This is a genomic window from Streptosporangium sp. NBC_01755 (assembly GCF_035917995.1).
In the GTDB taxonomy this organism is placed as follows: domain Bacteria; phylum Actinomycetota; class Actinomycetes; order Streptosporangiales; family Streptosporangiaceae; genus Streptosporangium.
The window spans coordinates 592,483-616,437 of sequence record NZ_CP109131.1; the positions used below are offsets into that span (position 1 = coordinate 592,483).

Annotated in this window: 18 protein-coding genes; 1 reads left to right on the forward strand and 17 read right to left on the reverse strand. The window is 71.7% G+C overall.

Annotated features, from left to right (window positions below):
* Positions 1 to 18 precede the first annotated feature (18 nt).
* The 17 genes from OG884_RS02475 to OG884_RS02555 form a co-directional block, all read right to left on the reverse strand.
* A complete protein-coding gene (locus OG884_RS02475) occupies positions 19 to 1,524 on the reverse strand; it encodes a dihydroorotase (protein ID WP_326641679.1) in 1,506 nt (501 codons plus the stop codon).
* Entirely contained in the window at positions 1,517 to 2,953 is a 1,437-nt protein-coding gene (locus OG884_RS02480) for an MmgE/PrpD family protein (protein ID WP_326641681.1), read from the reverse strand. Before OG884_RS02480 ends, OG884_RS02475 begins: the two co-directional genes overlap by 8 nt.
* Positions 2,946 to 3,854 (reverse strand): cyclase family protein, encoded by a 909-nt coding sequence (locus tag OG884_RS02485; RefSeq protein ID WP_326641683.1) that lies wholly within the window; start codon positions 3,852 to 3,854, stop codon positions 2,946 to 2,948. The genes OG884_RS02480 and OG884_RS02485 overlap by 8 nt, the downstream gene beginning before the upstream one ends.
* 64 nt (positions 3,855 to 3,918) lie before the next feature.
* Entirely contained in the window at positions 3,919 to 5,121 is a 1,203-nt protein-coding gene (locus OG884_RS02490) for a CaiB/BaiF CoA transferase family protein (RefSeq protein ID WP_326641685.1), read from the reverse strand.
* A 77-nt stretch (positions 5,122 to 5,198) separates the two neighbouring features.
* Entirely contained in the window at positions 5,199 to 6,041 is an 843-nt protein-coding gene (locus tag OG884_RS02495) for an IclR family transcriptional regulator (RefSeq protein WP_326641688.1), read from the reverse strand.
* A gap of 83 nt (positions 6,042 to 6,124) precedes the next feature.
* Positions 6,125 to 7,381, reverse strand: coding sequence for an Ohr family peroxiredoxin (locus tag OG884_RS02500; protein WP_326641690.1), 1,257 nt, complete (start codon positions 7,379 to 7,381; stop codon positions 6,125 to 6,127).
* Complete coding sequence (locus OG884_RS02505; RefSeq protein ID WP_326641692.1) at positions 7,378 to 8,739, reverse strand: M20/M25/M40 family metallo-hydrolase; 1,362 nt, start codon at positions 8,737 to 8,739, stop codon at positions 7,378 to 7,380. The genes OG884_RS02500 and OG884_RS02505 overlap by 4 nt, the downstream gene beginning before the upstream one ends.
* Before the next feature lie 30 nt (positions 8,740 to 8,769).
* The gene (locus OG884_RS02510) at positions 8,770 to 9,540 is read right to left on the reverse strand and encodes an SDR family NAD(P)-dependent oxidoreductase (protein WP_326641694.1); all 771 of its coding nucleotides are present in this window, start codon (positions 9,538 to 9,540) and stop codon (positions 8,770 to 8,772) included.
* Entirely contained in the window at positions 9,537 to 10,388 is an 852-nt protein-coding gene (locus tag OG884_RS02515) for an ABC transporter permease (protein WP_326641696.1), read from the reverse strand. The genes OG884_RS02510 and OG884_RS02515 overlap by 4 nt, the downstream gene beginning before the upstream one ends.
* Positions 10,389 to 10,407: 19 nt before the next feature.
* Positions 10,408 to 11,238, reverse strand: coding sequence for an ABC transporter ATP-binding protein (locus tag OG884_RS02520; RefSeq protein ID WP_326641698.1), 831 nt, complete (start codon positions 11,236 to 11,238; stop codon positions 10,408 to 10,410).
* 148 nt (positions 11,239 to 11,386) lie between these two features.
* Complete coding sequence (locus OG884_RS02525; protein WP_326641701.1) at positions 11,387 to 12,517, reverse strand: ABC transporter substrate-binding protein; 1,131 nt, start codon at positions 12,515 to 12,517, stop codon at positions 11,387 to 11,389.
* 14 nt (positions 12,518 to 12,531) lie between these two features.
* Entirely contained in the window at positions 12,532 to 12,945 is a 414-nt protein-coding gene (locus OG884_RS02530; protein ID WP_326641703.1) for a nuclear transport factor 2 family protein, read from the reverse strand.
* Complete coding sequence (locus tag OG884_RS02535) at positions 12,945 to 13,256, reverse strand: hypothetical protein (protein ID WP_326641705.1); 312 nt, start codon at positions 13,254 to 13,256, stop codon at positions 12,945 to 12,947. Before OG884_RS02535 ends, OG884_RS02530 begins: the two co-directional genes overlap by 1 nt.
* Positions 13,256 to 14,329 carry a class I SAM-dependent methyltransferase gene (locus OG884_RS02540; protein WP_326641707.1) on the reverse strand — a complete coding sequence of 358 codons (1,074 nt, stop codon included), beginning with the start codon at positions 14,327 to 14,329 and terminating at the stop codon, positions 13,256 to 13,258. Before OG884_RS02540 ends, OG884_RS02535 begins: the two co-directional genes overlap by 1 nt.
* Before the next feature lie 88 nt (positions 14,330 to 14,417).
* Positions 14,418 to 16,451 (reverse strand): oxidoreductase, encoded by a 2,034-nt coding sequence (locus OG884_RS02545; RefSeq protein ID WP_326641709.1) that lies wholly within the window; start codon positions 16,449 to 16,451, stop codon positions 14,418 to 14,420.
* 526 nt (positions 16,452 to 16,977) lie between these two features.
* Positions 16,978 to 20,922 carry an AAA family ATPase gene (locus OG884_RS02550; RefSeq protein WP_326641710.1) on the reverse strand — a complete coding sequence of 1,315 codons (3,945 nt, stop codon included), beginning with the start codon at positions 20,920 to 20,922 and terminating at the stop codon, positions 16,978 to 16,980.
* Positions 20,923 to 22,050 carry an exonuclease SbcCD subunit D gene (locus OG884_RS02555; RefSeq protein ID WP_326641712.1) on the reverse strand — a complete coding sequence of 376 codons (1,128 nt, stop codon included), beginning with the start codon at positions 22,048 to 22,050 and terminating at the stop codon, positions 20,923 to 20,925.
* Between the two features lie 141 nt (positions 22,051 to 22,191).
* Between OG884_RS02555 and OG884_RS02560 the strand changes: the two genes are divergently transcribed.
* Entirely contained in the window at positions 22,192 to 23,712 is a 1,521-nt protein-coding gene (locus OG884_RS02560) for an alpha/beta hydrolase family protein (RefSeq protein ID WP_326641714.1), read from the forward strand.
* Positions 23,713 to 23,955: the final 243 nt, after the last annotated feature.

Consider the following 23,955-nt stretch of genomic DNA (forward strand, 5'->3'; position numbering starts at 1 on the left):
CGGCCGGACAGCGGGGGGTCACGGAGCCGTTCCCACCCCGCTCGCCCGGACCGCTCGGCGCCCGCCGGCGGGACGGTGGACGTAGCGGCCCACCGGGTCGCCGACGATCTTGCCGGCGTCGAGCACCCGGTGGCCCCGGACGAAGGTGTCGGTGACCTTGGCGGTCAGCTCGAAACCCTCGAACGGGGTGTACTCCTGGGTCGACTCCGACTCGGCGGCCCGGACGGTCCAGGTCTCGTCCGGGTCGACGAGGCACAGGTCGGCGTCCAGGCCGACCGCGATGGCGCCCTTGGTACGCAGGCCGTAGCGCCTGGCCGGGTTCTGCGAGGTGAGCGCCGTGATCCGGCCGTAGGACAGGCCACGGCGACGGCCCTCGGTGATCATCCCCGGGAGCAGGTACTCGGCCCCGCCGAAGCCCGACTTGGCGACGAAGATGTCATCGCGCGGCTCGCCGAACTTCGTCTCGTCCCGGCAGCAGGCGTGGTCGCTGACCACCCAGTCGACGGTGCCGTCCAGCACGTACTCCCACAGTGCCTCGACGTCCTCTCGGGGCCGCAGCGGCGGGTTGACCTTGCCGCCGAGGCCGTGCGCGGTGGTGATGTCGGCCAGCAGGTGGCCGACCGTCACCTCGCGCCGGAAGTCGATGTGCGGGAACGCGCCGGCCATCCGGACCGCGGCGTCCACCGCCTTCCTGGACGACAGGTGCAGCAGGTTGATGGTGGGCAGGCCGGTCTCGTGGGCCAGGTAGGAGGCGATGGAGACGGCCAGGCCCTCGGAGTGCGGCGGCCGGGAGGCGTGGTAGGCGGCCAGGCCGCTCAGGTCGCCGGCGTCCTCCACCATCTTGGTGTACGCGCTCATGATCTCGGCGGTCTCGCAGTGCAGCGACAGCGAGATCTCGTCGGCCAGGTCGGGGAAGCGCTCCCTGGCCGCCTGCACGCCGCGCATCACGAACTCGAAGTGCGCGTAGTCGTAGCGCTCCCCTGGCGGGATCATCAGGAAGGAGTTCTGGTCGGCGGAGCGGCCGTGCAGGCCGTGACTGCCGTAGAACATGAAGACCTTGAACGAGGTGACGCCGAAGCGCTCGATCAGGTCGGGGATCTCCCCGATGTGGCCGCGCGACATCGGCGCGAGGTGGAAGCCGTAGTCGACGTAGGCGCGGTCGGCGGTGGCGTCGAGCACCTCGGGGAAGAAGTCGGCGTAGTCGCCGCCCTTGTTGAGGTAGTACTGGCCGGTCCGCATGTAGGTCAGCGCGGTGGTGACGCCACCCTGCGCGCTCGCCCTGCTCTCGGAGACGGCGTCCTCGCCCAGCGGGTTGTAGATGCCCCAGTGCTGGTGAGCGTCCACCACGCCGGGGAAGGCGAGCTTGCCGCCGCCGTCGACGACCTCGCGGGCCGCCGAGGTGTCCAGGCCGGGCTCCACCCGGGCGATCCGCCCGTCCTTGATGGCGATGTCCGCCTCGATGGGCTCGTCGCGCTCGTGCGAGACCACGCGGACGTTCTTCACCAGCAGGTCGTACTCAGTCACGGCCGTCTCCTGTCGCGTACTGCGGCTCCGCCACCAGGCGGAGCAGGTCTCCGATGTGGTCCAGCTCGTCGAGCCGTACCACCCGGTCGGTCACGGCGTCCATGGTGGCGGCCGACAGCCGCCCCTCGGCGTTGTCGCGGAACTTCGCCGCCAGCTCGTCCGCCGAGAGCGGCCGCTGGGGGCCGCCCCTGTTGGTGAGCACCTCCTGGCTCCACTCGCGGCCGTCGGTGTCGCGGGCGCGCAGCACCGCGGGGAACTGGTGGGGGAAGATCGCGGTGGCCCGCTCGTCCGCCACCACCTCGACCTTTGCCATGAGGTCCCGGCGGAGCGGGTCGCGGGCCAGTTCGTCGGTGAAGTCCGCCAGCCCCACACCGAGGCCGCCGCCGCCCAGCAGCCCGGCCGCGACCGCGTACGGACCGCTGAACTGCGCCTGATAGCCGGTCTCGGGAGTGCGCTTGCCCTCGATGGGCTCGCCGATCGTCCGGATGACGGGCGCGGGTACGCCAAGCGTCAGGCTCTCCACCCGGGAGGGGTCGAGCCCCTGCTCGCGCAGCCCGATCGCGGCGTCCACCGCGGTGTGCACGAAGTGGTTGGCGGGGTAGGGCTTGAAGAAGATCCCGGGGACCGCCCAGTCGATGCCGAGACCGGAGGTGATCTCCGACGCCTCGTACCGCCCGTGCAGGAACGCCTGGAAGAAGCCGAACCTGCCCTCAAGCACGGTCGGCGGCCCGGTGAAACCGCGCCTGACCAGCTCGGCCGAGGTCACCGCCGACTGCGCCGCCCACCCGCAGTGCAGCCGCTTGACGGTGCCGCCGGTGCGGTTGGCCTCGATGATGCCCGAGGCGGTGGAGGCGGCGACGCCGAGCGCGTCGAGCACACCCTCGCGCGGCAGGCCGAGCAGCACGGCCGCGGCGACGGCGCCGCCCAAGGCGCCGCAGATGGACGTGGCGTGCTGGCCGTGCTCGAAGAACGTCGAGTTGCCGGCCTCGCGGTCGTAGCCCGCCATGCCGACCCGTACGCACACCTCCAGGCCGATCGCGATGGCGTGGATCGTCTCGCGGCCGGACGCCCCGGCCAGCTCGGCGGCGGCCAGCGCGGCCGGGACCACCGAGGCGCTGGGGTGCAGCACCGAGGGCAGGTGGGTGTCGTCATAGTCGAGGGAGTGGGCGAGCACCCCGTTGGCGAGGGCGGCCAGCGGTGCGGGCACCGCGGAGCCGCCGCCCACCACGTGGGCCTGGGGGCGCCCGCCCTGGTCGCGGACGTACTCCACGATGGCGGTGCTGGTCGGCAGCCGGTGCGCGGCCACGCACAGCCCGATCACATCGAGCACGCGCTTGCGGACGCTGTCGACGACGTCGGCGGGCAGCGTCGAGTAGGAGGTGTCGACGGCGAAGTCGGCCAGTTGGCGGCCGAGCGTCGGCTCAGCCACGGCGACCGCCCTGCCCTTCGGCCTCGGCGCCCCGCGCCGGCGGGCGGCCGACCACCGCCAGGGGCCGCACCGGCGAGCCGGTGGCGCCGAAGAGCGCCAGCGGCGACAGCACGAAGGTGAACTCGTGCACACCGTGCAGGGCCGGCTCCTCCAGGTTCATCGTTTCGATGATGTAGACGCCGGACTCCACCAGCAGGACCCGGTGCGCGGGCAGCACGCTGTGCCCCTGGCCCGGGGCCAGGCACTCGAAGGCGATGGTGTCGGCCCCGGCGGCGCGCACCCCGCGCTCGGCCAGCCAGTACGCCCCCGCCTCCCCCACCCCTGGGACGCCGGACTCGGAGCCGATGTAGGCCGTGCGGTCGGGATCGGAGAAACGGCTGCCCCACCCGCTGCGGATCAGCACGACGTCACCGGCCTCGACCTCGGTGCCCTGCTCCCGTACGGCCCTGTCGAGGTCGGCCGGGGTGATCTCGTAGCCCGGCTCGCAGGAGGCCACTCCGAACGCGGCGGGTATGTCGAGCAGCACGCCCCTGCACACCATCGGCGCGACCGTGTGGATGCCGTGGTCGGGGTAGCGGCCCCCGACACAGGCCGCCGCCGCGTCCACGCCGCCGTACAGCCTGCCGTCGTGAGACACGTGGGCCAGCGCGTCGATGTGCGTGCCCACGTGGGTGCCCATGACGAGCATGTCGTTGGCCGCGGACCCACCGTCGGGGCGCACCTTGTCGCCGTGGCGGCGCGGGAGCGTGTGGGTGTACGCGGGGTGGTTGGGCGACTGCGGCATGCCCGCGTAGAACGGGCGGCCCAGGTCGTACACGGTCACGCCGCCGCGTACCGCCTCCAGTAGGGGGTCGCTTACCGTCTCTCCCGGCGAGGTGGCCAGGGTGGTGGATGTGCTCACGTCGTCTCGTCTCTCCCGATGTCCGTCTGTCCCCCCGATCGACGCGTCGCCGCGCCGTCGCGGATCAGGCGATGATCTTTCGTTCTCGTAGGTCGCTCAGGGTCGCGGGGTCGCAGCCCAGCCCCTCGACGAGCACATGCTCCGTGTCGGCTCCCAGGCCGCGGCCGGTGAACCGGATCCGGCCCGGTGTCCGCGACATCCGCCACATCACGTTGTGCATCAGCACGGAGCCAAGGTCGGCGTCGTCGACGGAGGTGAGCATCCCGGTCTCGCGGACGTGGGGATCCTCCACGAGGTCACGGGCGTCGTAGACGGGGGCGACCGCGGCGCCCGCCGAGGTGAACTCCGCGACGACCTCCTCCCGGGTGCGGGCGGCGATCCAGTCGCCGAGCAGCCTGTCCAGCAGCTCCACATGCCGGACGCGGCCCGCGCCGGTGGCGAACCAGGACTCGTCGATCACCTCGGGGTGCCCGACCAGGCGTATCACCCGCTCGGCGATCGTCTGGGCGCTGGTCGAAACCGCCACCCAGTGGCCATCGGAGGTGAGGTAGGTGTTGCGCGGCGCGTTGTTGGTGGAACGGTTGCCGTGCCGGTGTTCGACGATCCCGAGCTGCTGGTAGACGGTCGGCGAGGGGCCGACGGCCGTCATGATGGGCTCCAGCAGGCTCATGTCGACGACCTGCCCGCGCTTTTCCTGGTCGCGCTCGCGCTCCCAGAGCGCCATCATCGTCGCCGAGGAGGCCGCGATGCCGCAGATGCTGTCGGCCAGCCCGAAGGCGGGCAGCGTGGGTGGTCCCTCGGCCTCGCCGGTCAGGTGGGCGAAGCCGCTCATCGCCTCGGCGAGCGTGCCGAACCCGGCCCGCCCCGCGTACGGCCCCGTCTGCCCGAAGCCGGTGATCCTGACGATGACCAGCCCGGGGTTGACCTCGTGCAGCCTGTCGGGACCGAGCCCCCAGCGCTCCAGGGTGCCTGGCCGGAAGTTCTCGATGAGCACGTCGGTGCGTTCCATCAGCCGCAGGAAGAGCGAGGCCCCCTCGGGCGCGGACAGGCTGAGCCCGATCGTCTGCTTGTTGCGGGAGATCTCCTTCCACCACAGCGAGACGCCGTCCTTGGACTCGCCGTGGCCGCGCATGCCGTCGCCCGCCGTCGGATGCTCGATCTTCACCACGCCGGCACCGAAGTCGCCGAGGATCTGAGCGCACAGCGGCCCCGCCAGGATCGTCGAGGCGTCGACGACTCGCAGACCTTCCAATGGCCCGTCGCGCATGCTTACCCCCAGGTCAGAAATGGTTTCATCGATATTCTTCCGGTCTGCTTCCGGTACGGCAGGCCGCCTCCGCCGTCTCACGGAGTGGGTGTCACGCGACCGCCCTCCCCGTCCCGGTCCCGGTCCGCCGTACGGAAGCCGAGGTCGGCCGAGATGTCGGCGGCCGCTGCGGCCACCCACTCCCCCAGCGACTCCCTCCGGCTGCGGGTGAACATGTCCTGCGGCCCGCACACCGACACCGATCCGACGACCTGCCCGGTCGCGCCGCGGAAGGCCGCCGCCACACTCGTCGCCCCCGACTGCCGCTCGCCGAAACTGACGGCGTAGCCGAGGGTGCGAATCCGGATGATCTCCTCGCCCAGCGCGGTCGTGGAGGTGATCGTGGCGTCGGTGACGCTGTCGAGGCGGTGGTGGGCCACGTAGTCGTCCACCTCCGCGTCGGGCAGCGCCGCGAGGATCGCCTTGGAGGAGGAGCCCGCGTGCAAGGGGTGGCTGGTGCCCAGCGCCACCGACATGCGGATCTCCTGTGAGGAGAGGACCTGGTCGACGTAGACCCGCGACCAGCCCTGGCGGAGCGAGAGCGTCGCCGTCTCGCCCGTCCGCTCGGCCAGCGCCACCAGGTGGCGGTGGGCGACGGCCGGCACGTCGAGTTCGCGCATGGCGGCCAGGCCGACGCTCAGCGCCCCGGGGCCGAGACGGTAGAGCTTCCTGTCCTCGTCGAAGCTCAGGAACTGGCCGGTCACCAGCTCCCGCAGTATGCGGTGCGCCACGGCCTTGGGCAGGCCGGTCTGCCGCGCGATGGTGGAGACACCCTGGGGCTGGGGCGATCTGCCGATGACATCGATCACGGCGAGAACCCGCGCGATACCGGAGCGGGAGCGTTCGGGCTCCCGGTCCTCTCCGATGTCATCGGTGGTCATGGTTTCCTCGGTTGGTCGGGGCGCACGCGGCGGGCGGCACGTAAGGGGGGAAGATCATGTGAATGTCATAGGGCAACGCTGTCCTAAGGAGCGCCGAGAACCTCGATCGTGACGTCAGCGTTACCCCGGACCGCGTTGGAGTAGGGGCACATGCCGTCGGCGATGCCGACGAGCCGCTCCAGGTCCGCCTGCGGAACGTGCGGCGCGGCGATCCTGAGCGCGGCGGCGATCGCGTACTTCCCGCCGGGCACGGAGCCGAGCGTCACCGACGTGGTGACGCTCACCGGGTCGAGGCCGATCCGCTCGCGCCGCGCCACCATCGCCAGTGCGCTGGCGAAGCAGGCGCCGTACCCAGCGGCGAAGAGCTCCTCGGGGTCGGTTCCGGTGTCGCCTGGCGTGCGGGCCGCGGGCCGGGTGAGAGCGAGGTCCAGCGAGCCGGTGAGCGAGCGCGCGCTGCCCGCGCGACCGCCCTGGACCTCGACGGTCGCGGTGTAGAGCGGCTTGAACGCGGCGTCCGGCTGCGCGGCCCGGTGTGCCAGTACGTGCTCGGCCACCGCCCTGGCGAAGATCTCCGGCTGTTCCTCGGCGACGAAGTCGGTGCCGCCGGGGATGCTGATCAGCGGCACGCCCGGCAGCGCCGCCTGGACGACGTCGTTCATCCTGGCCACGACGTCGTCGCCGCCATGCAGCAGCAGCATGGGGATGCCGGCGAGCGCGGCGGTGTCCAGGCGGTGGTCGAAGACCGCGCGGTAGGCGACCGCGTAGTCGGGGCCCACGCTGAGATACTCGGCGACCTGGCGGCTGGCCGACTCCGCTGAGATCCTCGGGTAGAGCCAGTGGACCCGCTCCCAGATCGTCGACAGGTGGCCGCCGTCGTGGGCGAGCTCGTAGCCCGGCGCGTAGGAGGCCTTCTTCTCCTCGCGCTCGGCGTCGTCGTACAGCGGCAGCCCCTGGAAGATCAGGCCGTTCACCCGCTCACGGGCGGTGAGCGCCGCCTCGGCGGCGACCACGGCGCCGGTGTGCTGCCCGAGCAGGTGCACCTTCCCCAGGCCGAGGGCGTCGGCGATCCGCCACGTCGCCGCCGCGTAGTCGGGGATGGACCACTGCTCACCGGGCGCGTCCGACATCCCGAAGCCGGGGGTGTCGACCGCGACGACGTGCAGGCCGTGCGCGGCGAGGGCGGCGAGGGCGGGCTCGTAGGTCGCCGACGACAGCGGCGACTGGTGCAGGATGAGCAGCGGGACCGCCGAGGGGTCGCCCGCGCGCCGGTAGTGGACCTGGCCCCAGGGCAGGTCGAGGTAGCCGCGCTCGGAGGCACCGCGCAGGTGGGTGGCGCTCATCGGTCCACCGCCATCGCGGCCATGACCTCGACGACGTGCTTGATACCCCTGCGGTAGTCCTCCACAAGAATGTTCTCGTTGGGGCCGTCGACCCCGGAGTCGGCGCGCGAGACGCCGACTCCGACGATCGGGCGCCCACCCATGACACCCTGGTTGCCGATCCACTGCGTGTACGGCTCGATGACGGGCTCGGCGCCGTAGACGCGGCGGGCCGCGTCGGCGACCAGCGACACGAACGGATCGCGGTGGTCGGTGATGCTCGGGCTGCTGGTGGCCATGACCTCGATCGCGATGTCACCGAAGCCGCCGTCGGCCAGGTGCTTGCCGACGACCCGCAGCACCCGCTCGGGGTCCTGCCCGGCGACCAGGCGGATCTCCACCTTGGCGACGGCGGTGGCCGGGATGCCGAGGGTGATGTCGTCACGGTTGTCGCCCCCGGTGATGCCGGCGACGGTCAGGGTGGGCCTGGTGCGGATCTCGACCGCCGCCTGGGCGTCGTCGAGGCCGCCGATGAAGGAGTCGACTCCGGCCCTGGCGCGCAGGAAGTCGCCGTCGAAGTGCAGCTGGGCCAGCAGCTCCCGCTCCTCGTCGGTGGGGACTCTCGCGTCGTCGGCGAAGCCCTCCACGGTGACGGTGCCGTCGGGACGCTGCAGGCTCGCCAGCGCCGTGGCCAGGCGGGTGGTCGCCGACGGGAGCAGCACGGTGTTCTGGCTGGTCAGCTCACGCGTCAGTGTGGTGGCGGTCAGCCTGAGGTAGAGCACACCCTTCTCGCTGAGCTTGAGCAGCGGCCTGCCCTGGGCGTCGGTCCAGGAGTTCTCCCACAGGGTGCCGTCGCTCGCCAGCCGGTCGGCGTGCGCGCGGACGAACGAGCCGAGGCCGGGACTGTGCAGCCACTGCTTGCCCTCCATGATGTAACGGCTGGTGACCGGCGCCTCCTGGCCGGACAGCCACCACACGGCCGCGGCGTGGACGCGCGACATGAGGGCGCCCTTGTCGTCGGCGACGCCTCGCGCGTACAGCCGCCCATCGTGGATCTCCGCCGCGTACGGCGGGCTGATCCACCGCTCCTCGTCTCCGGTCGGCTCCACCTCGACGTCGTAGTGGTTGAAGTGCAGCAGGGCGGGCTCGCCGCCGCCGATCTCGCCCAGCACGTACGGGTGGGAGTGTTCCCAGGGGATGACCTCGGCGGTGCCGCCCCAGCGGCCGATCGAGGCGGCGAGGAACTCGGCGGTGGCCACCATCTGGTCGGGTTCCTGGCGGCGGCTGCGGATCCGGCAGAGCTGCCGCAGCTCCTCGACGAAGGTGTCGAGGTGTGCGTCGACGGCGGCCAGCGCGGCGGTGACGTCTGGTTTGGGCATGGGGTGCTCCTCGCGAGGGTCTGCCGGTTGTCAGTGGATGGTCACTCCGCCGTCGACGTAGACCGTCTGGCCTGTCGTCATGGCGGCGGCGGAGCTGAGCAGGAAGGCGACCGCGTTGGCGACGTCTCCGGGGCCGGCCATCCGCCCCAGGGGGATGGTGGCCAGCTTGTCCTGCATGTACGCCGAGCTGGCCCGGACGTCGACGGTCATGTCCGTGGGCACGATCGTGGGTCCGACGGCGTTGACACGGATGCCGTCGGGGGCCCACTCCAGGGCGAGCACCTTGGCCATGTGCATCACCCCGGCCTTGCTGACGCAGTAGCCGAGGGTGTCCAGGACCGCGATGTGACCGTTGGTCGAGCCGATGTTCACCACACTCGCGGTGCTCTCGCCGCCCGGCCTGCCCGCGTCGCGCAGTGCCGGGTAGGCGGCCTGGGACATGCGGAAGGTGCCGGTGAGGTTGACGTCGAGGACGTCTGTGAAGTCGTCCTCGCTCATCGTGACCGCCGGCCCACGCCGTACGATGCCCGCGTTGTTGACCAGGTGGTCGAGGCGGCCGTGCGCGGCGAGCACCTCGGCGACCAACGCGCGGCAGGACTCCGCCGAGCGGACGTCGACGTGGTGGCGGGTGTGCCCGTCGCTCTCGGGCAGCGGCGCCTGCCAGTCGTCGCCGGAGGTCACGTCGGCCTGGGCCACGCGGGCGCCGCGGGCCGCGAGGGTGGCGGCGATCGCCGCGCCGATGCCCTTGCCCGCGCCGGTGACCAGCGCCACCCTGCCGTCGAAGCGGTTCGGATCGCTCATGCGCCGATCACCCGGCTGTCCTCGGCCCAGAAGGCGAAGCGCCGCTGGGCGAGACGGATCAGGGAGTGCGCGATGAGGCCGAGCACGGAGAGCACCACCAGGACCGCGAACATCCCGGAGATGTCGAAGTTGTAGTTGGTCTGCAGGAGCAGGTAGCCCAGGCCCTCCTTGGCGCCGATGAACTCGCCGACGACCGCGCCGAGGATGGCGAAGACGATCCCGATGTCGAGCCCGGCGAAGATGAAGGGCAGCGCGCTCGGCAGCCGGACCATCCGGAACACCTGGAATTTGCCCGCGCCGAACACGGTCAGCATCTGGATCCGGTCGGCGTCGGCCGAGCGCAGCCCCTCGATGACGTTGACCAGCATCGGGAAGAAGGAGATGACCGCCGCCATGACGATCTTGCTGGTCATGCCGAAGCCGAACCAGACGACGAACAGCGGTGCCAGGGCGACCTTCGGCACCGTCTGGAAGGCGACGATGTAGGGCATGAGCGTGCGCTCGGCCAGCCGCACCTGCGAGATCAGCGTGCCCAGCACCATCGCCGCGCCGACGCCGATCACGAAGCCGACCAGGGACTCCTGGAGCGTGACCAGCAGGTGCGACCAGAACTGGTCGTCGGTGAGCTGGGTGCCCAGCGAGGCGACGATCTGCGAGGGCCGGGGCAGCACGTAGTCGTCGATGCCGAGGGGCTGCACCAGGAACTCCCAGGCGAGCACCACGATCAGGAAGACCCCGGGAACCATGATGAGCTCGGGGCGTTCGCGCAGGTCGAACCCGCTCAGGCGGTTCTTCTTCCGTGCCGGGCCCGGCGGACGGGCGGGGCGGCCGTCAGTGGCCTTGGTCATTGTCATGGTGTGTACCTCGTCAGTCGATGACGCCGGCGGCGTTGAAGTGCTGGCGGATTCGCGACACGTAGACCCCGGCGCGGTCGGAGGACATGACGCTGAGATCGCGGGGGCGCCCCAGCTCGATCGGGACGATCTCGGCGATCCGCCCGGGGCGGGAGCTGAGCACGATGACCCGGTCGGACAGGAACACCGCCTCGGGGATGGAGTGGGTGACCAGGACGACGGTCTTGCCGCTCTCCTTCCAGATACGCAGCAACTCGACGTTCATGTACTCCCTGGTCATGGCGTCCAGGGCACCGAAGGGCTCATCCATGAGCAGTACGGACGGGTCGTGCACCAGGGCCCGGCAGATCCCGGCGCGCTGCTGCATGCCGCCGCTGAGCTCATGGGGGTACTTGTCGCCGAAGCCGTCCAGGCCGACCATGTTCAGCAGGTTCCTGGCCTGCTCGCGGTAGACGGCCGCGTCGAGTCTCTGCACCTCGACGGGGACCATCACGTTCTCCAGGATGGTGCGCCAGGGCAGCAGGGTCGCGGCCTGGAAGACCATGCCCACCTCGGGGAGCGGCTTGGTCACGTCCCGTCCCGCGACGCGGACGACGCCCTCGCTCCTGGGGATCAGCCCGGCAAGGATCTTCAGCAGGGTGGTCTTACCGCATCCGGAGGGCCCGACGACGGAGATGAACTCCCCCCGCCTGACGGTGAAGCCGATGTCGGACAGCGCATGGGTGGGCTCCGACCTGCGGGGCCGGTACAGCTTCTGCAGGCCGGCCACCTCGATCCACGCGTCTTCGTCCACCGGTGCCGATGCGGCGGTGGCCTGGCGGCGGCCGGGGGTCCTGATGGCCATCGGCCCTCCTCTTCGATGCTCGGGTGTGTCGGTCGTGGTCGCCGGTCGCTCCGGCCCTGATCCACTTCTGGCGGTGCGGCCCCGGGTCACCCGGGGCCGCATACTCCGGGGTGTGCGGCCACGGGTCACCTCGGGCGTACGCCTCGGGTTACTTCGGGCTGTAGGCCTTGGCCTTGGAGACCACCGCGGCGGAGTCGAACTCGTTGGCCGCGGGCAGCAGGCTCGCGTCCCAGACGTCGGCGATCACCGGGTCCTTGGTGATCTGCCCGGCGCCCTTGGTGTAGGCGGCGGTCTTCGTCCACTCCTGGTCGCTGATCGCACCCCAGTCCGCGAAGGTCTCCGGCTCGCCGGTGGTGGGGGTCGAGGTCTTCAGCCACGCCGCCATGACCTTGGTGTCGTCGGCGATCCGGTCTTCGGCGGACTTGCCCGCCAGGATCTGCGGGAAGACCTGGTAGCCGATGCGGGTGGCGGCCTCGGTGTTGACCGCGGAGAAGAGCATGCCCTGGTAGCCGGCGCGCAGGAAGCGGGTCAGCACGTCCTTCTTCTCGTCGAAGGTGTCCTTGCGCACGGCGAAGGTGATGGAGCGGATCCCCTGGAACATGTCCGGGTTGGGGAGATACTCGTAGGTGACGCCGGAGTTCTCGATCGTGGCGTACGCCTGGGTGTAGAGCGCGAGCGCGTCCACCTGGCCGCTGCTGATCGCGCCGGCGGCCTGCGCGCCCACGCCGACGGGCAGCAGCTCGACGTCCTTCTCCGGGTCCAGCCCGGCCTCGCGGACGTAGCCCCGCGCGTACGGGCTGGAACCCGACGCCAGGCTGATGACACCGATCTTTTTGCCCTTGAGGTCGGCGCCGCTCTTGATATCGCTGCCCGGCTTGACCGCCATGACCCACGGCCAGTTCTGCACCAGGCCGCCGATCGCCTTGACCGGTACGCCCTTCTCCGCCGCGGCGAGGATCGAGCCCGCGTCGGCGGCGGTGATGTCGGCGCTGCCGGACGCGACGGCCTGGATGGCGGCCACGGACCCGTCGGTGTTGATGGTCTCGACGTCCAGGTTCTGCTCGTCGAAGAAGCCCTGGTCCTTGGCCACCGCGTAGGCGGCGACCTCCTCCTTGGGGCCGATGACCGCCGAGGCGATGGCGAAGGTGATCTTTCCTCGGGCGGCCTGGGCACCATCGGCGCCCTCGGGTGCGGCGGTGTCGCCTCCACCGCAGCCGGCCAGCATGGTCAGTGTCGCGACGGTGAGGGCGCCAACGCCCAGTCGCAGGGATTTCTTCACGTACGGCACCTCTATCAAACCAATGGGGTGGGGGGTGTCAGACCGGGGAGGGGGAACCCGGCCTCGGTGAGGTCGTTGTAGACGTGCTGCTCGGCGATGAGACCGTCGCGGATGACGAACACGTCCACGTATCGGATGCCGGAGAAGGGGGCTCCGGCCAGGTCCTCGCCGTACAGGGTGCCCAGGGAGGTGACGACGGTGGCGTCGTCGTCACCCTCACCCTCGAAGTACCGTTCGCGGTTCTTGCGCACCCACAGGTAGCGGCCACCTGCGCCGGCGACCATCTCCGGCAGTGAGGTGAAGACCAGGTCCCCGGGAAAGACGAGCCGCACCCCCGGCGCGAGGAGCCTGGCGGCCTCGTCGAGGTCGCGGTCCTCGCACAGTCGCAGGTAGTGGTCGACGAGCTTGGCCGCCGTGCCGGTAGCCATCAGCCGGCCTTGGCCGCCAGGGCGGCCTCCCACTGGTCGCGCAGCGGGTGCTCGGCGGGACCGCTCTCCGCGATGATCCTGATCAGGCGGTTCATCATCGCGTCGCGCTGGCGCTCCAGGATCCGGCGCTCCGCCTCGTCGGGTACCAGGGAGTCGAGCTCTCCCTCGGCGACGACGCCGTGGCGGACCAGCAGCGCCTCCAGGCCGTGCAGCCGCTGGTTGGCGACGTGCAGGTCGGTGCTGAGCTGCAGGGCCAGGTCGAGCAGCTTGCCAAGGTGACGGTCGCGGAAGTAGTCGAATTCGTCGCTCATCAGTTCTCCGGCTTGTTCGCGGCGAGAGCCGCCCACGGGAAGTGCCATTCGCGCCGGTCGCCCCAGCCCTCGGGGCGCACACCGTCGTTGCGCTCGTCGAACGGTGACCAGGACGTGTCGGTCAGACCGGCCTCGCGGCAGAACTCCAGGAGGTCGGAGGCGAACAGGTCATGGAAGAAGGGCTCGTTGTTGCGCTCGGCGTGCTCGAAGATCGTCGCGTCCCTGAACGGGTCACCGGTCGGCTGGAACTCCAGGAAGCGGAGCGCCCCACCGGGCCGCAGCAGGCGTGCGGCCTCCTGGATGGTCTCCTTCACGGCCTGGGCGGGCATCTCGTGCAGCACCATCGTGCCGGTGACCACGTCGCAGGAGCCGTCCGGCAGACCGGTCGCCCTGCCGTCACCCTGGAGGTAGGTGATCGCGACGCCCTCGGCCTCGGCCTCGGCGTGCGCCAGGCGCAGACCGGGGGCGGCGAAGTCGATGCCGATGACCTCGGCCTGCGGGTAGCGGTTCGCGAGCGGGCGGGTGCTCTTGCCGAAGCCGCAGCCGATGTCGACCACGCGGGCCGCGTCCGGCAGGTCGGGCAACGCGGTCTGGGTGAACAGCTGGTGGAACTTGTAGCCGTCGTTGTCGCGCAGCATGACGATCCGCGCGCCGAACTCGTAGACGTACGCGGACAGGTCGTCAGAGAAGAATCCGCCGGGCTGGATGTGGATGTCGAAGTCGGTGTACCAGTCCGGCAGCTCGACCTCGGCATTCAGGGTGAGCTTGCCCTTCGGCGCCTCCACCTCGCCCAGCTGGTCGATCAGGTCGTCACGGCGGCTGATGACGGCGTCGCCGGCGGTCTTCCACAGCATCTTCTGCTGCACCCGCTCAAGGTGGCTGAACCACGAGTAGAGGTTCAGGTTACGGAAACGCTCGCCGGCCTCCTCCACGGTCCGCGCGGGAGCGCCGCCGGCGCGGTACTCCTCGGCGAGAGCGGGGTAGAGCGTGTCAGCCCACCTCTTGCGCATCGCCAGGATGTAGTCCACGGTGGAGCGTTCATCGAAGGTCAGGCGATCCTCGATATCGATCATGGTTCTCCTTCCAGGGGTCGAGCGGTGCCCTTCTCCGGTGCCGCATCGGGGCCGACGGGGAACGGTGGCAATGTGGTCGAGGCGTGGTTCAGTGGGCGCGGGCCAGCGCGGTCGCGCCACTGACGGCATCGGTCAGGAAGGTGCCGGCGAGCCTTCCCTCGTAGACCGCCTCCAGCGCGGTCCGCGGCGCGTTGGCGTCGCCGACGACGTGCACGCGGGGGGCCTCGGACAGGGCGTCGAGTTCGCGGTAGAGCTCGTCCACGGCGGTGGGGGTGCCCGCGTCGACGATCGCGGTCACGCCCGGCAGGGTCTCCACATCGCCGCACAGGGTGTCGCGGAGGGTGAGCAGGCCCCCCTCGACGCCCTGCGGGACGCGCAGCGGGTGGACCTTGACACCCAGCTCGCCGAAGCGGTGGGTGAGCGCGAGCCTGGAGTACGTGGTGATGCGGGCGGAAAGCGAGGCGGTCGGGGAGAGCAGGTGCACCTTCGCCCCCAGCCCGGCCAGGTGCTCGGCGATCGACGCGGCGGGCCAGGCCCCCTCGTCGTCGCGGACGACGACGGTGCCGCGCAGCGGCGAGGCCGGGTCGTCCAGGGAGGCGACCGCCTGCCACAGGTCGAACACCGGGGGCCCGCCCGGCAGCTCCCGCCGCCGGGGCCGCGAGCCCGTCGCCACGATGACGTCGTCGACGCCCTCGTGGCGACCTCCCGCGAGGAGGTCCGCTGCCTCGACGCGGTGCCCCAGCAGGATCGTGATCTGCTCGGTGGCGACGTCCCGGCTGAGTTCCGAGGTGAGCAGCGCGAGGCGCTCCCTGCCCGGCACCCGGGCGGCGATCGCCACCTGGCCGCCCAACTCGGGGCCGGCCTCGGCGAGCGTCACCTCGTGGCCGGCGCGCCGGGCCGACAGTGCCGCCTCCATGCCCGCGGGACCGCCGCCGACGACGAGGACCCGGCGAGGACGGGCACCGGCGAGCGGCGGCTCCGCCCTCATCCGCCGCCACTCCCGCTCGGCACCGACCTCGGGGTTGACCACGCAGGAGATCGGCAGGCTGCTCTCCAGCCGCCCGATACAGCCCTGGTTGCAGGCCAGGCACGAGCGGGACTCGTGCGAGCGGCCCTCCATCGCCTTGCGGACCAGGTGGGGATCGGCGATGTGCGGCCGCGCCAGCCCCACCAGGTCGGCCTCACCGGAGGTGACCAGCTCGACGGCCTCGGGAAGGCTGTCGAGCCGGCACACCGCGAGCACGGCCAGGTCGGGGAAGCTCCACTTGAACAGCGCCGCGTGGTGCCGGAACGGCGCGTGGCCGAAGCTCATGTCGGCCATCTGCGTCGCCAGCGAGTAGCTGCCGTGGTAGGCCGAGTGGCTGACGTGCACGTAGACGAGCGGGAACTCACCGCGCAGGAGCCCGACGACCTCCAGCATGTCCTGCGGCGTCAGACCGCCGGGCAGGAACTCGTCGGCGCTGATCCGCAGCCCCACCGGCAGGTCCGGCGCCTGCCGGGTCACCGAGGCGAGCACCTCGCGGGTGAGCCTGAGACGCCCGTCGAGGTCACCTCCGTAGCCGTCGGTCCTGGTGTTGGTGACCGGCGAGAGGAACTGCTGGAGCAGGTGGCCGTGGCCGAGGTGGACTTCCACGCCGTCGTACCCGGCCTGGGCCATGCGGTGGGCGGCCGCGCCGAACGCGTCGACGACCGTGGCGATGTCGCCGTGTCCCATCGCGTGCGGGACGTGCGCCCCGGCGGCCCACGGCACGTCGGCCGCCGACCAGGCCGCGGTGCGGGTCGCGTCGCCGGAGGCCTGCCGCCCCGCGTGCATGATCTGGGCGAAGATCCGCGCCCCCTCGGCGTGCACGGCCTCCGCGACCTCGGCGTAGGCCGGAATGGAGGAGTCGTCGAAGCTACCGAGGCTGATGTGCCTTCCGGCGCTGGTGGGATGGACCCGCACCGCCTCGGTGATGATCAGCCCCACCCCGCCTCTGGCACGTTCCAGGTGGTAGGCGGTGTGCCGGGCGGTCGGGCGGTTGTCCAGGCCGAAATTGGTGGTGTGGCCAGGCACGAACACCCGGTTGCGCAGTGACACCGGCCCCAGCCTGACGGGCGAGAACAGCGGCCCCGGATCCGGCATCGTCGCCCTTTCCCTCTCTCGGTGGCATGAGTGTGACCCTGGGAACCCATCAAGTCCCCATCGTTCCGGTCAGCGGTACGGCGTTCAGATGAACCGAACGGCGTGGAACGAACAGTAAGGAGTGACAAAGGGGGAGTCAATGGTTGATTTGAAATTCCGGGCAGCCGTAACATGCTTCTAACCCGTCCCCAAAAGATCTGATCCACCACCGCCGGTGCGGCACCCCGAACGGAAAGGACACACCGGTACGGCCCCTCGGACACCGTCGCCATCGAGTCACCCGCCCTGCGAACCGCGCCGTCCTGACGCGCGGTGTTCGGCGCGCGGCGATTCGTGCCGCGATGGAGCCGTCGGCAGGCCGAGCCCTTCAGCACCGCTCGCGGTGTTCGGCGGGCGACGACGTCACCGACTCCCGCGCCCGGCGGGCCACGCCGCCGGTCGTGCCATCGAGCATGCCGTCATACGCGCGCTCGGAGTCGCGCGACGCTCAGGAGACCGTCACGTCGTCATGCCGTCGTCGGGCGGATCACTGACGGACCGTCGAGCCTCGGCGCTCCTTGCGGATGTGCAGTTGGGCGGGGACCCGGGTGCGCAGCTCGGCGACGTGGCTGACAATGCCGACCGCGCGGCCGTTGTCGCGCAGGCCGTCGAGGATGTCGAGCACCCCGTCGAGGGTGTCCTCGTCCAGGGTGCCGAAGCCCTCGTCGACGAAGAGCGTGCCGATGTCGACTCCCCCGGCCTCGGCGGTGACCACGTCGGCCAGGCCGAGGGCCAGGGCCAGGGAGGTGATGAAGCTCTCGCCGCCCGACAGGGTCGCCGGGTCGCGGCCGACGCCGGTCCAGCTGTCCAGGATGTGCAGGCCGAGCCCGCCGCCGGACCTGCTCCGATCTCCGGCGGAGCGGTCGCGGTTGTGCTCCAGCAGGTAGCGCCCGCCCGACATGTGGTCGAGCCGCTCGTTGGCCGAGGCGACCACCTGGCTGAGGCGCTCGCCCAGCACGTATGAGGAGAGCCGCATCCTCCACCGATTGTCGGCGGAGTTCCCACCGGTCAGGGCGGCAAGCCGGTCGGCCAGGCGGTGCTGCTCGTCGGCGGGCCGCCAGCGTTCCAGGCAGGCGGCCAGCTCGGTGCGGAGCGCGGCCAGCCGGGCCAGCCGGCCCTCGGCCTGGCTCCGCTCGGAGAGCAGGCGGGCGTGGGCGGCGTCGGCCGCGTCCCGCGCCTCGCGCAGGCTCAAGAGGTCGGGTTCCGGCTCGGCCGCGGCGGCGACCAGCTCGGGGTCGGCGAGCATGGCGGCGACCGCGGCGCTCTCCGTGACGAGCTCGTGGAGGCGGGCGACCTTCTCCTCCCGGTCGGCGGGAGAGCGGACGGCCGCGCGGGCGTCGTCCAGCCCGAGGAAGCCCGCCTCGACGACGGCGCTCAGCGCCCGGTCGCGGGCGGTCACGAGCTCGGCGGCGCCGACCCGCTCGTCCCTGACCGCCTCGACGGCCTCCCTGAGCAGTTCCGCCTCGTCGGCCAGCCGATCCAGCCTGGCGGTCAGCGTCGGGTCCTGGCCGCGTGCCTCGTCGATGCGCCCGGCCAGCCGCTCGGCGTCGGCGCCGAGCCTTTCGACGTCCGTACGGCGGGCTGCCAGGTCGACGGCGAGTTCGCGCGAGCGTTCCCTGAGCCGCTCGGACTCGGCGGCGATCCCGGCCGCCTCCGCCGCCAGCGCCGGCTCGGCATCGGCCGACTCCCGGAGCGCGGCCAGCACTCCCTCCGCCCCGGCGAGCTCGCCCGTGGCGTCTGGTACGGCCAGGTCGGTCCGATCGCTCGCCTCCCGGTGGGCCGCGGTGACCTCGACGGCGTGGACAGCGGCGGCCAGGGCCGCGGAGAGACGCTCGGCCTCCGCCGCCAGGCGGTCGCGGCGGGCCTGGACCGTGAGGTCGTCGCCCCGGGCCCCGTCCAGGCGTGCGGTCAGGCGCTCGCGCTCGGCCTGCCATCCCGTGTGGCGGGCCCGGCCTTCGGCGAGCCGCCTGGCGATCTCCTCGGCCCGGGTTCTCGCGCCGTCCAGTTCGGTGGCGATCCGCTCCACCTCGGTGGTGAGGGCCTCCTCGGCGCTCGCCGCGAGGGTCAGCGCCTCCAGTTCCCGCTCGGCCTCAGCGAGGATCTCCCCCGCCCGTTCCCCGGTCTCCTCTCCCGCGACGGCGAGGACCTCATCGAGGCGGGAGAGCAGCACGGTGACCGTGGTCTCCGCGTCCCTGCGCCGCTCCTGGGCCGCCTCGTAGGCGCCCTGGGCCGCGCGCTCGTCCGCTACGGTGTGCGCCTCGTCGGCCGGGGCGGCGGGGGCGGGGTGGTCAGGCGAGCCGCAGACCGCGCAGGGGTCGCCAGGGGTGAGCTTGGCCGCGAGCTCGGCGGCCATGCCCTCGGTCCTGGAGCGCTGGATGTCCTGGTAGCGGTCGCGGAGCGTCTGGGCGAGGTCGATGGCCTCGACCTGGGCGGCACGCGCGATCTCCGACTCGGCGCGGAGCGTCTCGCGGCGCCGTACCGCGGTGAGCACCGCGGTGGCGGCCTCGGCACTCGCCCGCGCCGCCAGGATCCCCGCCGCGGCGGCCCTGGCCTCGTTCAGCCGTACGGTCGCCTCCGCCGACTCGGCGGGCAGCCCTTCCCTAAGCCCGCGGACCTCGGCCTCCTGCCGGGCCGCCTGCGCGAGTTCGCCGTCGAGTACGGCGATCAGCTTGCCAAGTTCGGCCAGCCGGGCCTCCTCTACCCGCAGCCCCTCCAGCCCGGCCAGCTGCCGCCCGCACTCCCTCTCCTGGGCTGCGAGGACCTCGCGGATCTCACCGGGCTCGACGAGCAGGGCTGTGTCGTCGCGACGGGTCCCGAACGTGTTGTCGCCCCCTGCCGGAAAAGCCTCCGCCCCGAGCGTGTCGTGGGCTCCGTCCCCGAGTCCGGCTCCGGGAGCGCCGTGAACCCCGGTCGGGAAGGCGTCGCGAACCCCTGGCGGGAGGGCGGCGAGCCCGGCGGCGAGGGCGGCGCGGGCCGCGGACAGGTCGACGGCGAGGCGGTCGCGGTGCTCGGCCGCCCGGAGGCGGGTGGCGGCGCCCTCGACCGCCGACTCGGCGGCGGGGACGCGGGCGGCGTCCAGGCGGGCGGCGGTGAGCCGCGTCTCCACCTCCCGCCGGAGATCGGGGAGGACCTTCAGGCGGGCGTCGGCCACCATCTGCGCGGCTGCCAGCTCGACGATCTCACGAGCGGTCCTCTCCCGCTCCTGGACGATCTCCGCCAGGCGCGGTTCCTCCGCGCGCAGCTCGCCCAGCCGGGTGATCTCGCTCTGGCGGTCGCGCTCCAGCTCGACCAGGTGACCGAGCACGGCGTCACCGCAGTCCGCGCCGCCCGTACGGTCAAGGAGAGGGAGGGCGCGGGCGACGGCGTCGGCGGCCAGTCGGTGGGCCTTGGCCGCGACCTCGGCGCGCTGCTCGGCACCCTGGATCAGCGGCAGCACCCGGTCGGCGGCCGCCGCCTCCTCCAGGAGGGTCTCCAGGTCCGCCCGTTCCTCGGTGGTCTCCTCCAGCGCACGGCTCCTGGTCAGCGCCTCGGCGTGGCGGCGTCGCCGGTCGGCCAGCGCGGTGCCGCGTTCCAGGCTCTCGCGCGCCTGCCGTACGGCGGCCTCGCCCCCGGCGCCCTCGCCGCCCAGCCGCGCGACCTCCCGTGCCGCGAGCTCCTCGATCGCGTGGGCCCACCCCAGCGGATCGTCCTCCACCGAGACCTCCACCGAGACCTCCGCCGAGACCTCCGTCAAGACGTCCGCCAGCGCGGTCGAGAGCGCGGAACCCGCGGCCTCCTCAAGACGTTTGACGGCGAAGTCGACCTCCTTACGGAGGGTCTGCTGCTCGCGATACGCCTCGGTGCGCCTGTCGGCGAGCCAGGACTCGGCGGCGGCGTAGACCTTCACCGAGAAGAGGCGTTCCAGAACCTTGCGCCGGTCCTCCCCGTCCGCACGGAGGAACTTGGCGAAATCCCCCTGGGGCAACATCGCGACCTGGAGGAACTGCTCGGCGTTCATGCCGAGCAGGGTGCCGATGAACTCCCCGGTCTCGTCGACCCGGGTGGTCAGCCCCACCCACTCCCCGGAGGGGGCGAGTTCCTGGAGCAGTGCCTTCTCGTTCTCCCTGGTCGTGCCGGTGCCCTTGAGTTTGGGACGCTGCCAGGCGGGCGACCGGGTGATCTTCAGCCGCCGCCCCCGGACCGTGACCTCCAGTGCCACGCCGGGGCCGCGTCCCGGGGGTGCGTGGTCGCAGCGCAGGCTCTTGGCACTGTCGCGCCTGCCCGGCACCCTGCCGTACAGGGCGTAGCAGAGCGCGTCGAGCACCGTGGTCTTGCCCGCACCGGTGGGGCCGTGGATCAGAAAGAGCCCCGCCTCGGCGAGGGCGTCGAAGTCGACCTGCTCCTCACCGGGGAAGGAGCCGAACGCGGTGATCCACAGACGGTGCGGGCGCATCTACGCCATCGCCTCCTTCGCACGGGAGGCCTCGATGGCCTTCTGCAGCAGTTCGGTCTCGGCGGGGTCCGCGGCCTCGCCGCGCACTTCGCGGACGAAGTCGAGTGCGACCTCGATCTCGGGCCGGCCGGCCACCCTGGGCCGGGTGACGGTCTCATCGCCCCCGCCCTCGGGTTCGAAGGACAGGGCGAGCGTGTGCGGGAAGCGGGACCTGAGCCGCTCCATCGCGCCCTTGGGCCGGATCCGGTCGACGAGCGTCACCTGGAGCCAGTGGTCCTCGTAGCGGGCGTGCTCGGGCGAGGCCAGCAGCTCGTCGATGCGGCCGGTGAGCCGACTGACCGGCCTGGGCACCGGCGCCTCGGCGAACTCCGCCCGCTCGTACCCGCCGGGGCCGATGTCGACCAGCCAGGATCCCTTGACCTGGCCGACCTCGGAGAAGGAGTAGGCGATCGGGGAGCCGGAGTAGCGGACGGTCTCGCTCATCCGCTGGCGACCGTGCAGGTGGCCGAGCGCCACGTAGTCGACACCGTCGAAGGCCGACACCGGCATATGCGCGACACCTCCCACGCTGATGTCGCGTTCACTGTCACTGCCTCGTCCTCCGGTCACGAACGCGTGGGCGAGGACCACCGACCGGGGTCCACGCCGAGCGAGGTCGGCGTGGACCAGGGACATGGCGTGCCCGATCGCGGCGGTGTGGGTGCGCTCGGGCAGTTCCCAGGGGGCGCGCACCAGCTCGGGCTCCAGGTAGGGGATGCCGTAGAAGGCGACGTCGTCGACGACGACCGGCTCGCCGACCCGGCCGGGGTCGGTGCGCAGGTGAACACCTGCCGCGTCGATGAGGTCGGCGCCGAAGCCGAGGCGGCGCGCCGAGTCGTGGTTGCCGCTGATCAGCATGGTGCGCACGCGGGCGTCCATCAGCCGCCGCAGTGCCTGGTTGCACAACTCGACCGCGTCGACCGAGGGCAGTGCCCGGTCGTAGACGTCACCGGAGACCGCGACCACGTCGACCCGCTCCGATCTGACGGTCTCGATCAGGTGGTCGACGAAGGCGCCCTGGGCGGCCAGGAGACTCTCCCGGTGAAACGAGCGGCCCAGGTGCCAGTCCGATGTGTGCAGCACCCGCATGTCGCACGAAGCTAACAGGACTCAGTGACAAATGTGGCCACTCACATCACTCGGATCGCCCGTTACGCTCAAGGCTTTCCGTCCATGAGTACGCTTGAAGATCGAGGGAACGATACCGGGAAACGACGATCACGGAGGCGAGTGACGATCGGGGATCGGATCGGTAACCAGGCCGGCCGTGGCGCTCTGAGCGTCGTCTCCGGCCTGATCCTCGTGGTTCTCGCGACGGTGGGCTACACCCTGCCGCCCCCGTTCGACCCGACCCCGCTCCGCGCCGACCCGGTCTTCCAGACCCTCCCTCCCCAGCCGCTGGACGAGATCAGACCGGTCGCCGCGACCAGGCAGATCACCACGCAGGATGTCACCGTCACGGCCGAGGACGGTACGCCGATCGAGGCGACGATCCGCGCGCCGATCGCCCCCGGGCGGCACCCGGCGCTGGTCTTCGTGCAGGGGGCCGGACCCGGTGTCAGGGGCGAGTTCACCACCCAGGCCGAGTGGCTGGCCAGGGCCGGGATCGTCACCCTCGTCTACGACAAGCGGACCGTGGGCTACGACTTCCGCAACCGTGACTTCGGCCTTCTCGCCCGCGACGCCCTGCTCGTGCTGGGGGAGCTGATCTCGCGCGACGACGTCGACCCGGCCAGGGCGGGGCTGTGGGGGGTGAGCGAGGGCAGTTGGGTGGTGCCCATCGCCGCGACCAGGAGCAGCGCCGTCGGGTTCACCGTGCTGGTGTCGGCCCCCAACGTCTCCCCCATGCGGCAGGTGACCTGGGCACTGGGCGAGCAGCTCGAACGGCTGTACGCGCCCAGCGGGGTACGCGAGTTGCTCACCCGCGTCATGGGCGCCGTCGACATGAACTTCCTGCGCTACGACGGCCTGCCCGCGTTGCGCGGGATGCGGCAACCGGTCCTGGCCCTGTACGGCACGCGCGATCCCTCGATTCCGTTCGTGGAGAGCAGCATGGCGTTGACCGGCGCGCTCACCGAGGGCGGCAACGGCGACTACACCATCCGCTATCTCGACCGCGCCGACCACGGCATGCGCGTGCACGGCGGCCCGTTCGCGCCCGGCTATCTGCAGACGCTGGCCAACTGGGTCCTGGGCCTGCCCGGCACGGCCAGAGCGGCGGTGCCCATCGCCGGTGCCACGCCGATCCAGCGCCTGGAGGCCAGCGACGTTCCCGCGGCTCCCTGGTACGCCGGGGGAACCGTCATCGGGCTGACGATCTGCCTGGCCGCGGTCGGCTACGTGGTCGGCCCGGTGGCCGAGATAGTGGTGCGGCTCCGCGGCCGGTCACCCGCCGCGGAGGCCAACGCCCGGATCTGGCCGCCGATCCGACGGCGGTTCCGCCGGATGGCGTGGACCGGGGCCGGGCTGCTCGTCTCGGTGGCGGCGTTCATCACGCTGCTCGTGCTGTTCTCGGTCAACCAGGCCGGGGCGTGGCCGGCGGTGCTCACCGGGTGGCTGGTCATCAGGATCCTGGCGCTGCTGATGCTGCTGCAGGAGGTCACGGGCGTGGCGGCCGTCGTCGCGGGGCTGCGGGAGGGCTGGGAGCCCTCCCGTCCGCAGAGTTCCGCGATCGCCGGGGTGCTCGGCGGCACCGGCCTGCTTCTGGTGGCCGCCGCCTACTACGGCCTGTTCGCCTTCCCCTGGTCGTGACGCCCTCGGCGGCGTCGGGCGCGGAGCCGAACCCGGCTGCGTCGGAGCCGAACCCGGCTGTGTCGGAGCCGAACCCGGCTGTGTCGGAGGCGAACCTGATGTCCATCGGGAGCGGCGTTGAGGCGGTGCGGGCGGTCGAGGGTGATGGTGGCGACACCGTCCGCCACGCCGTACTCGATCTCAGCGAAAGCCATGACCGAATCTTATTCCAGTGGAAATCAGAGGATAAAGCCTTATCGGCTT

Bases quoted from the DNA above. Each gene is read 5' to 3' on its own strand.
- OG884_RS02490 (WP_326641685.1), bottom strand. From the start codon at position 5,121: ATGCGCGACGGGCCATTGGAAGGTCTGCGAGTCGTCGACGCCTCGACG.
- OG884_RS02495 (WP_326641688.1), bottom strand. From the start codon at position 6,041: ATGACCACCGATGACATCGGAGAGGACCGGGAGCCCGAACGCTCCCGC.
- OG884_RS02500 (WP_326641690.1), bottom strand. From the start codon at position 7,381: ATGAGCGCCACCCACCTGCGCGGTGCCTCCGAGCGCGGCTACCTCGAC.
- OG884_RS02505 (WP_326641692.1), bottom strand. From the start codon at position 8,739: ATGCCCAAACCAGACGTCACCGCCGCGCTGGCCGCCGTCGACGCACAC.
- OG884_RS02510 (WP_326641694.1), bottom strand. From the start codon at position 9,540: ATGAGCGATCCGAACCGCTTCGACGGCAGGGTGGCGCTGGTCACCGGC.
- OG884_RS02515 (WP_326641696.1), bottom strand. From the start codon at position 10,388: ATGACCAAGGCCACTGACGGCCGCCCCGCCCGTCCGCCGGGCCCGGCA.
- OG884_RS02520 (WP_326641698.1), bottom strand. From the start codon at position 11,238: ATGGCCATCAGGACCCCCGGCCGCCGCCAGGCCACCGCCGCATCGGCA.
- OG884_RS02530 (WP_326641703.1), bottom strand. From the start codon at position 12,945: ATGGCTACCGGCACGGCGGCCAAGCTCGTCGACCACTACCTGCGACTG.
- OG884_RS02535 (WP_326641705.1), bottom strand. From the start codon at position 13,256: ATGAGCGACGAATTCGACTACTTCCGCGACCGTCACCTTGGCAAGCTG.
- OG884_RS02540 (WP_326641707.1), bottom strand. From the start codon at position 14,329: ATGATCGATATCGAGGATCGCCTGACCTTCGATGAACGCTCCACCGTG.
- OG884_RS02545 (WP_326641709.1), bottom strand. From the start codon at position 16,451: ATGCCGGATCCGGGGCCGCTGTTCTCGCCCGTCAGGCTGGGGCCGGTG.
- OG884_RS02550 (WP_326641710.1), bottom strand. From the start codon at position 20,922: ATGCGCCCGCACCGTCTGTGGATCACCGCGTTCGGCTCCTTCCCCGGT.
- OG884_RS02555 (WP_326641712.1), bottom strand. From the start codon at position 22,050: ATGCGGGTGCTGCACACATCGGACTGGCACCTGGGCCGCTCGTTTCAC.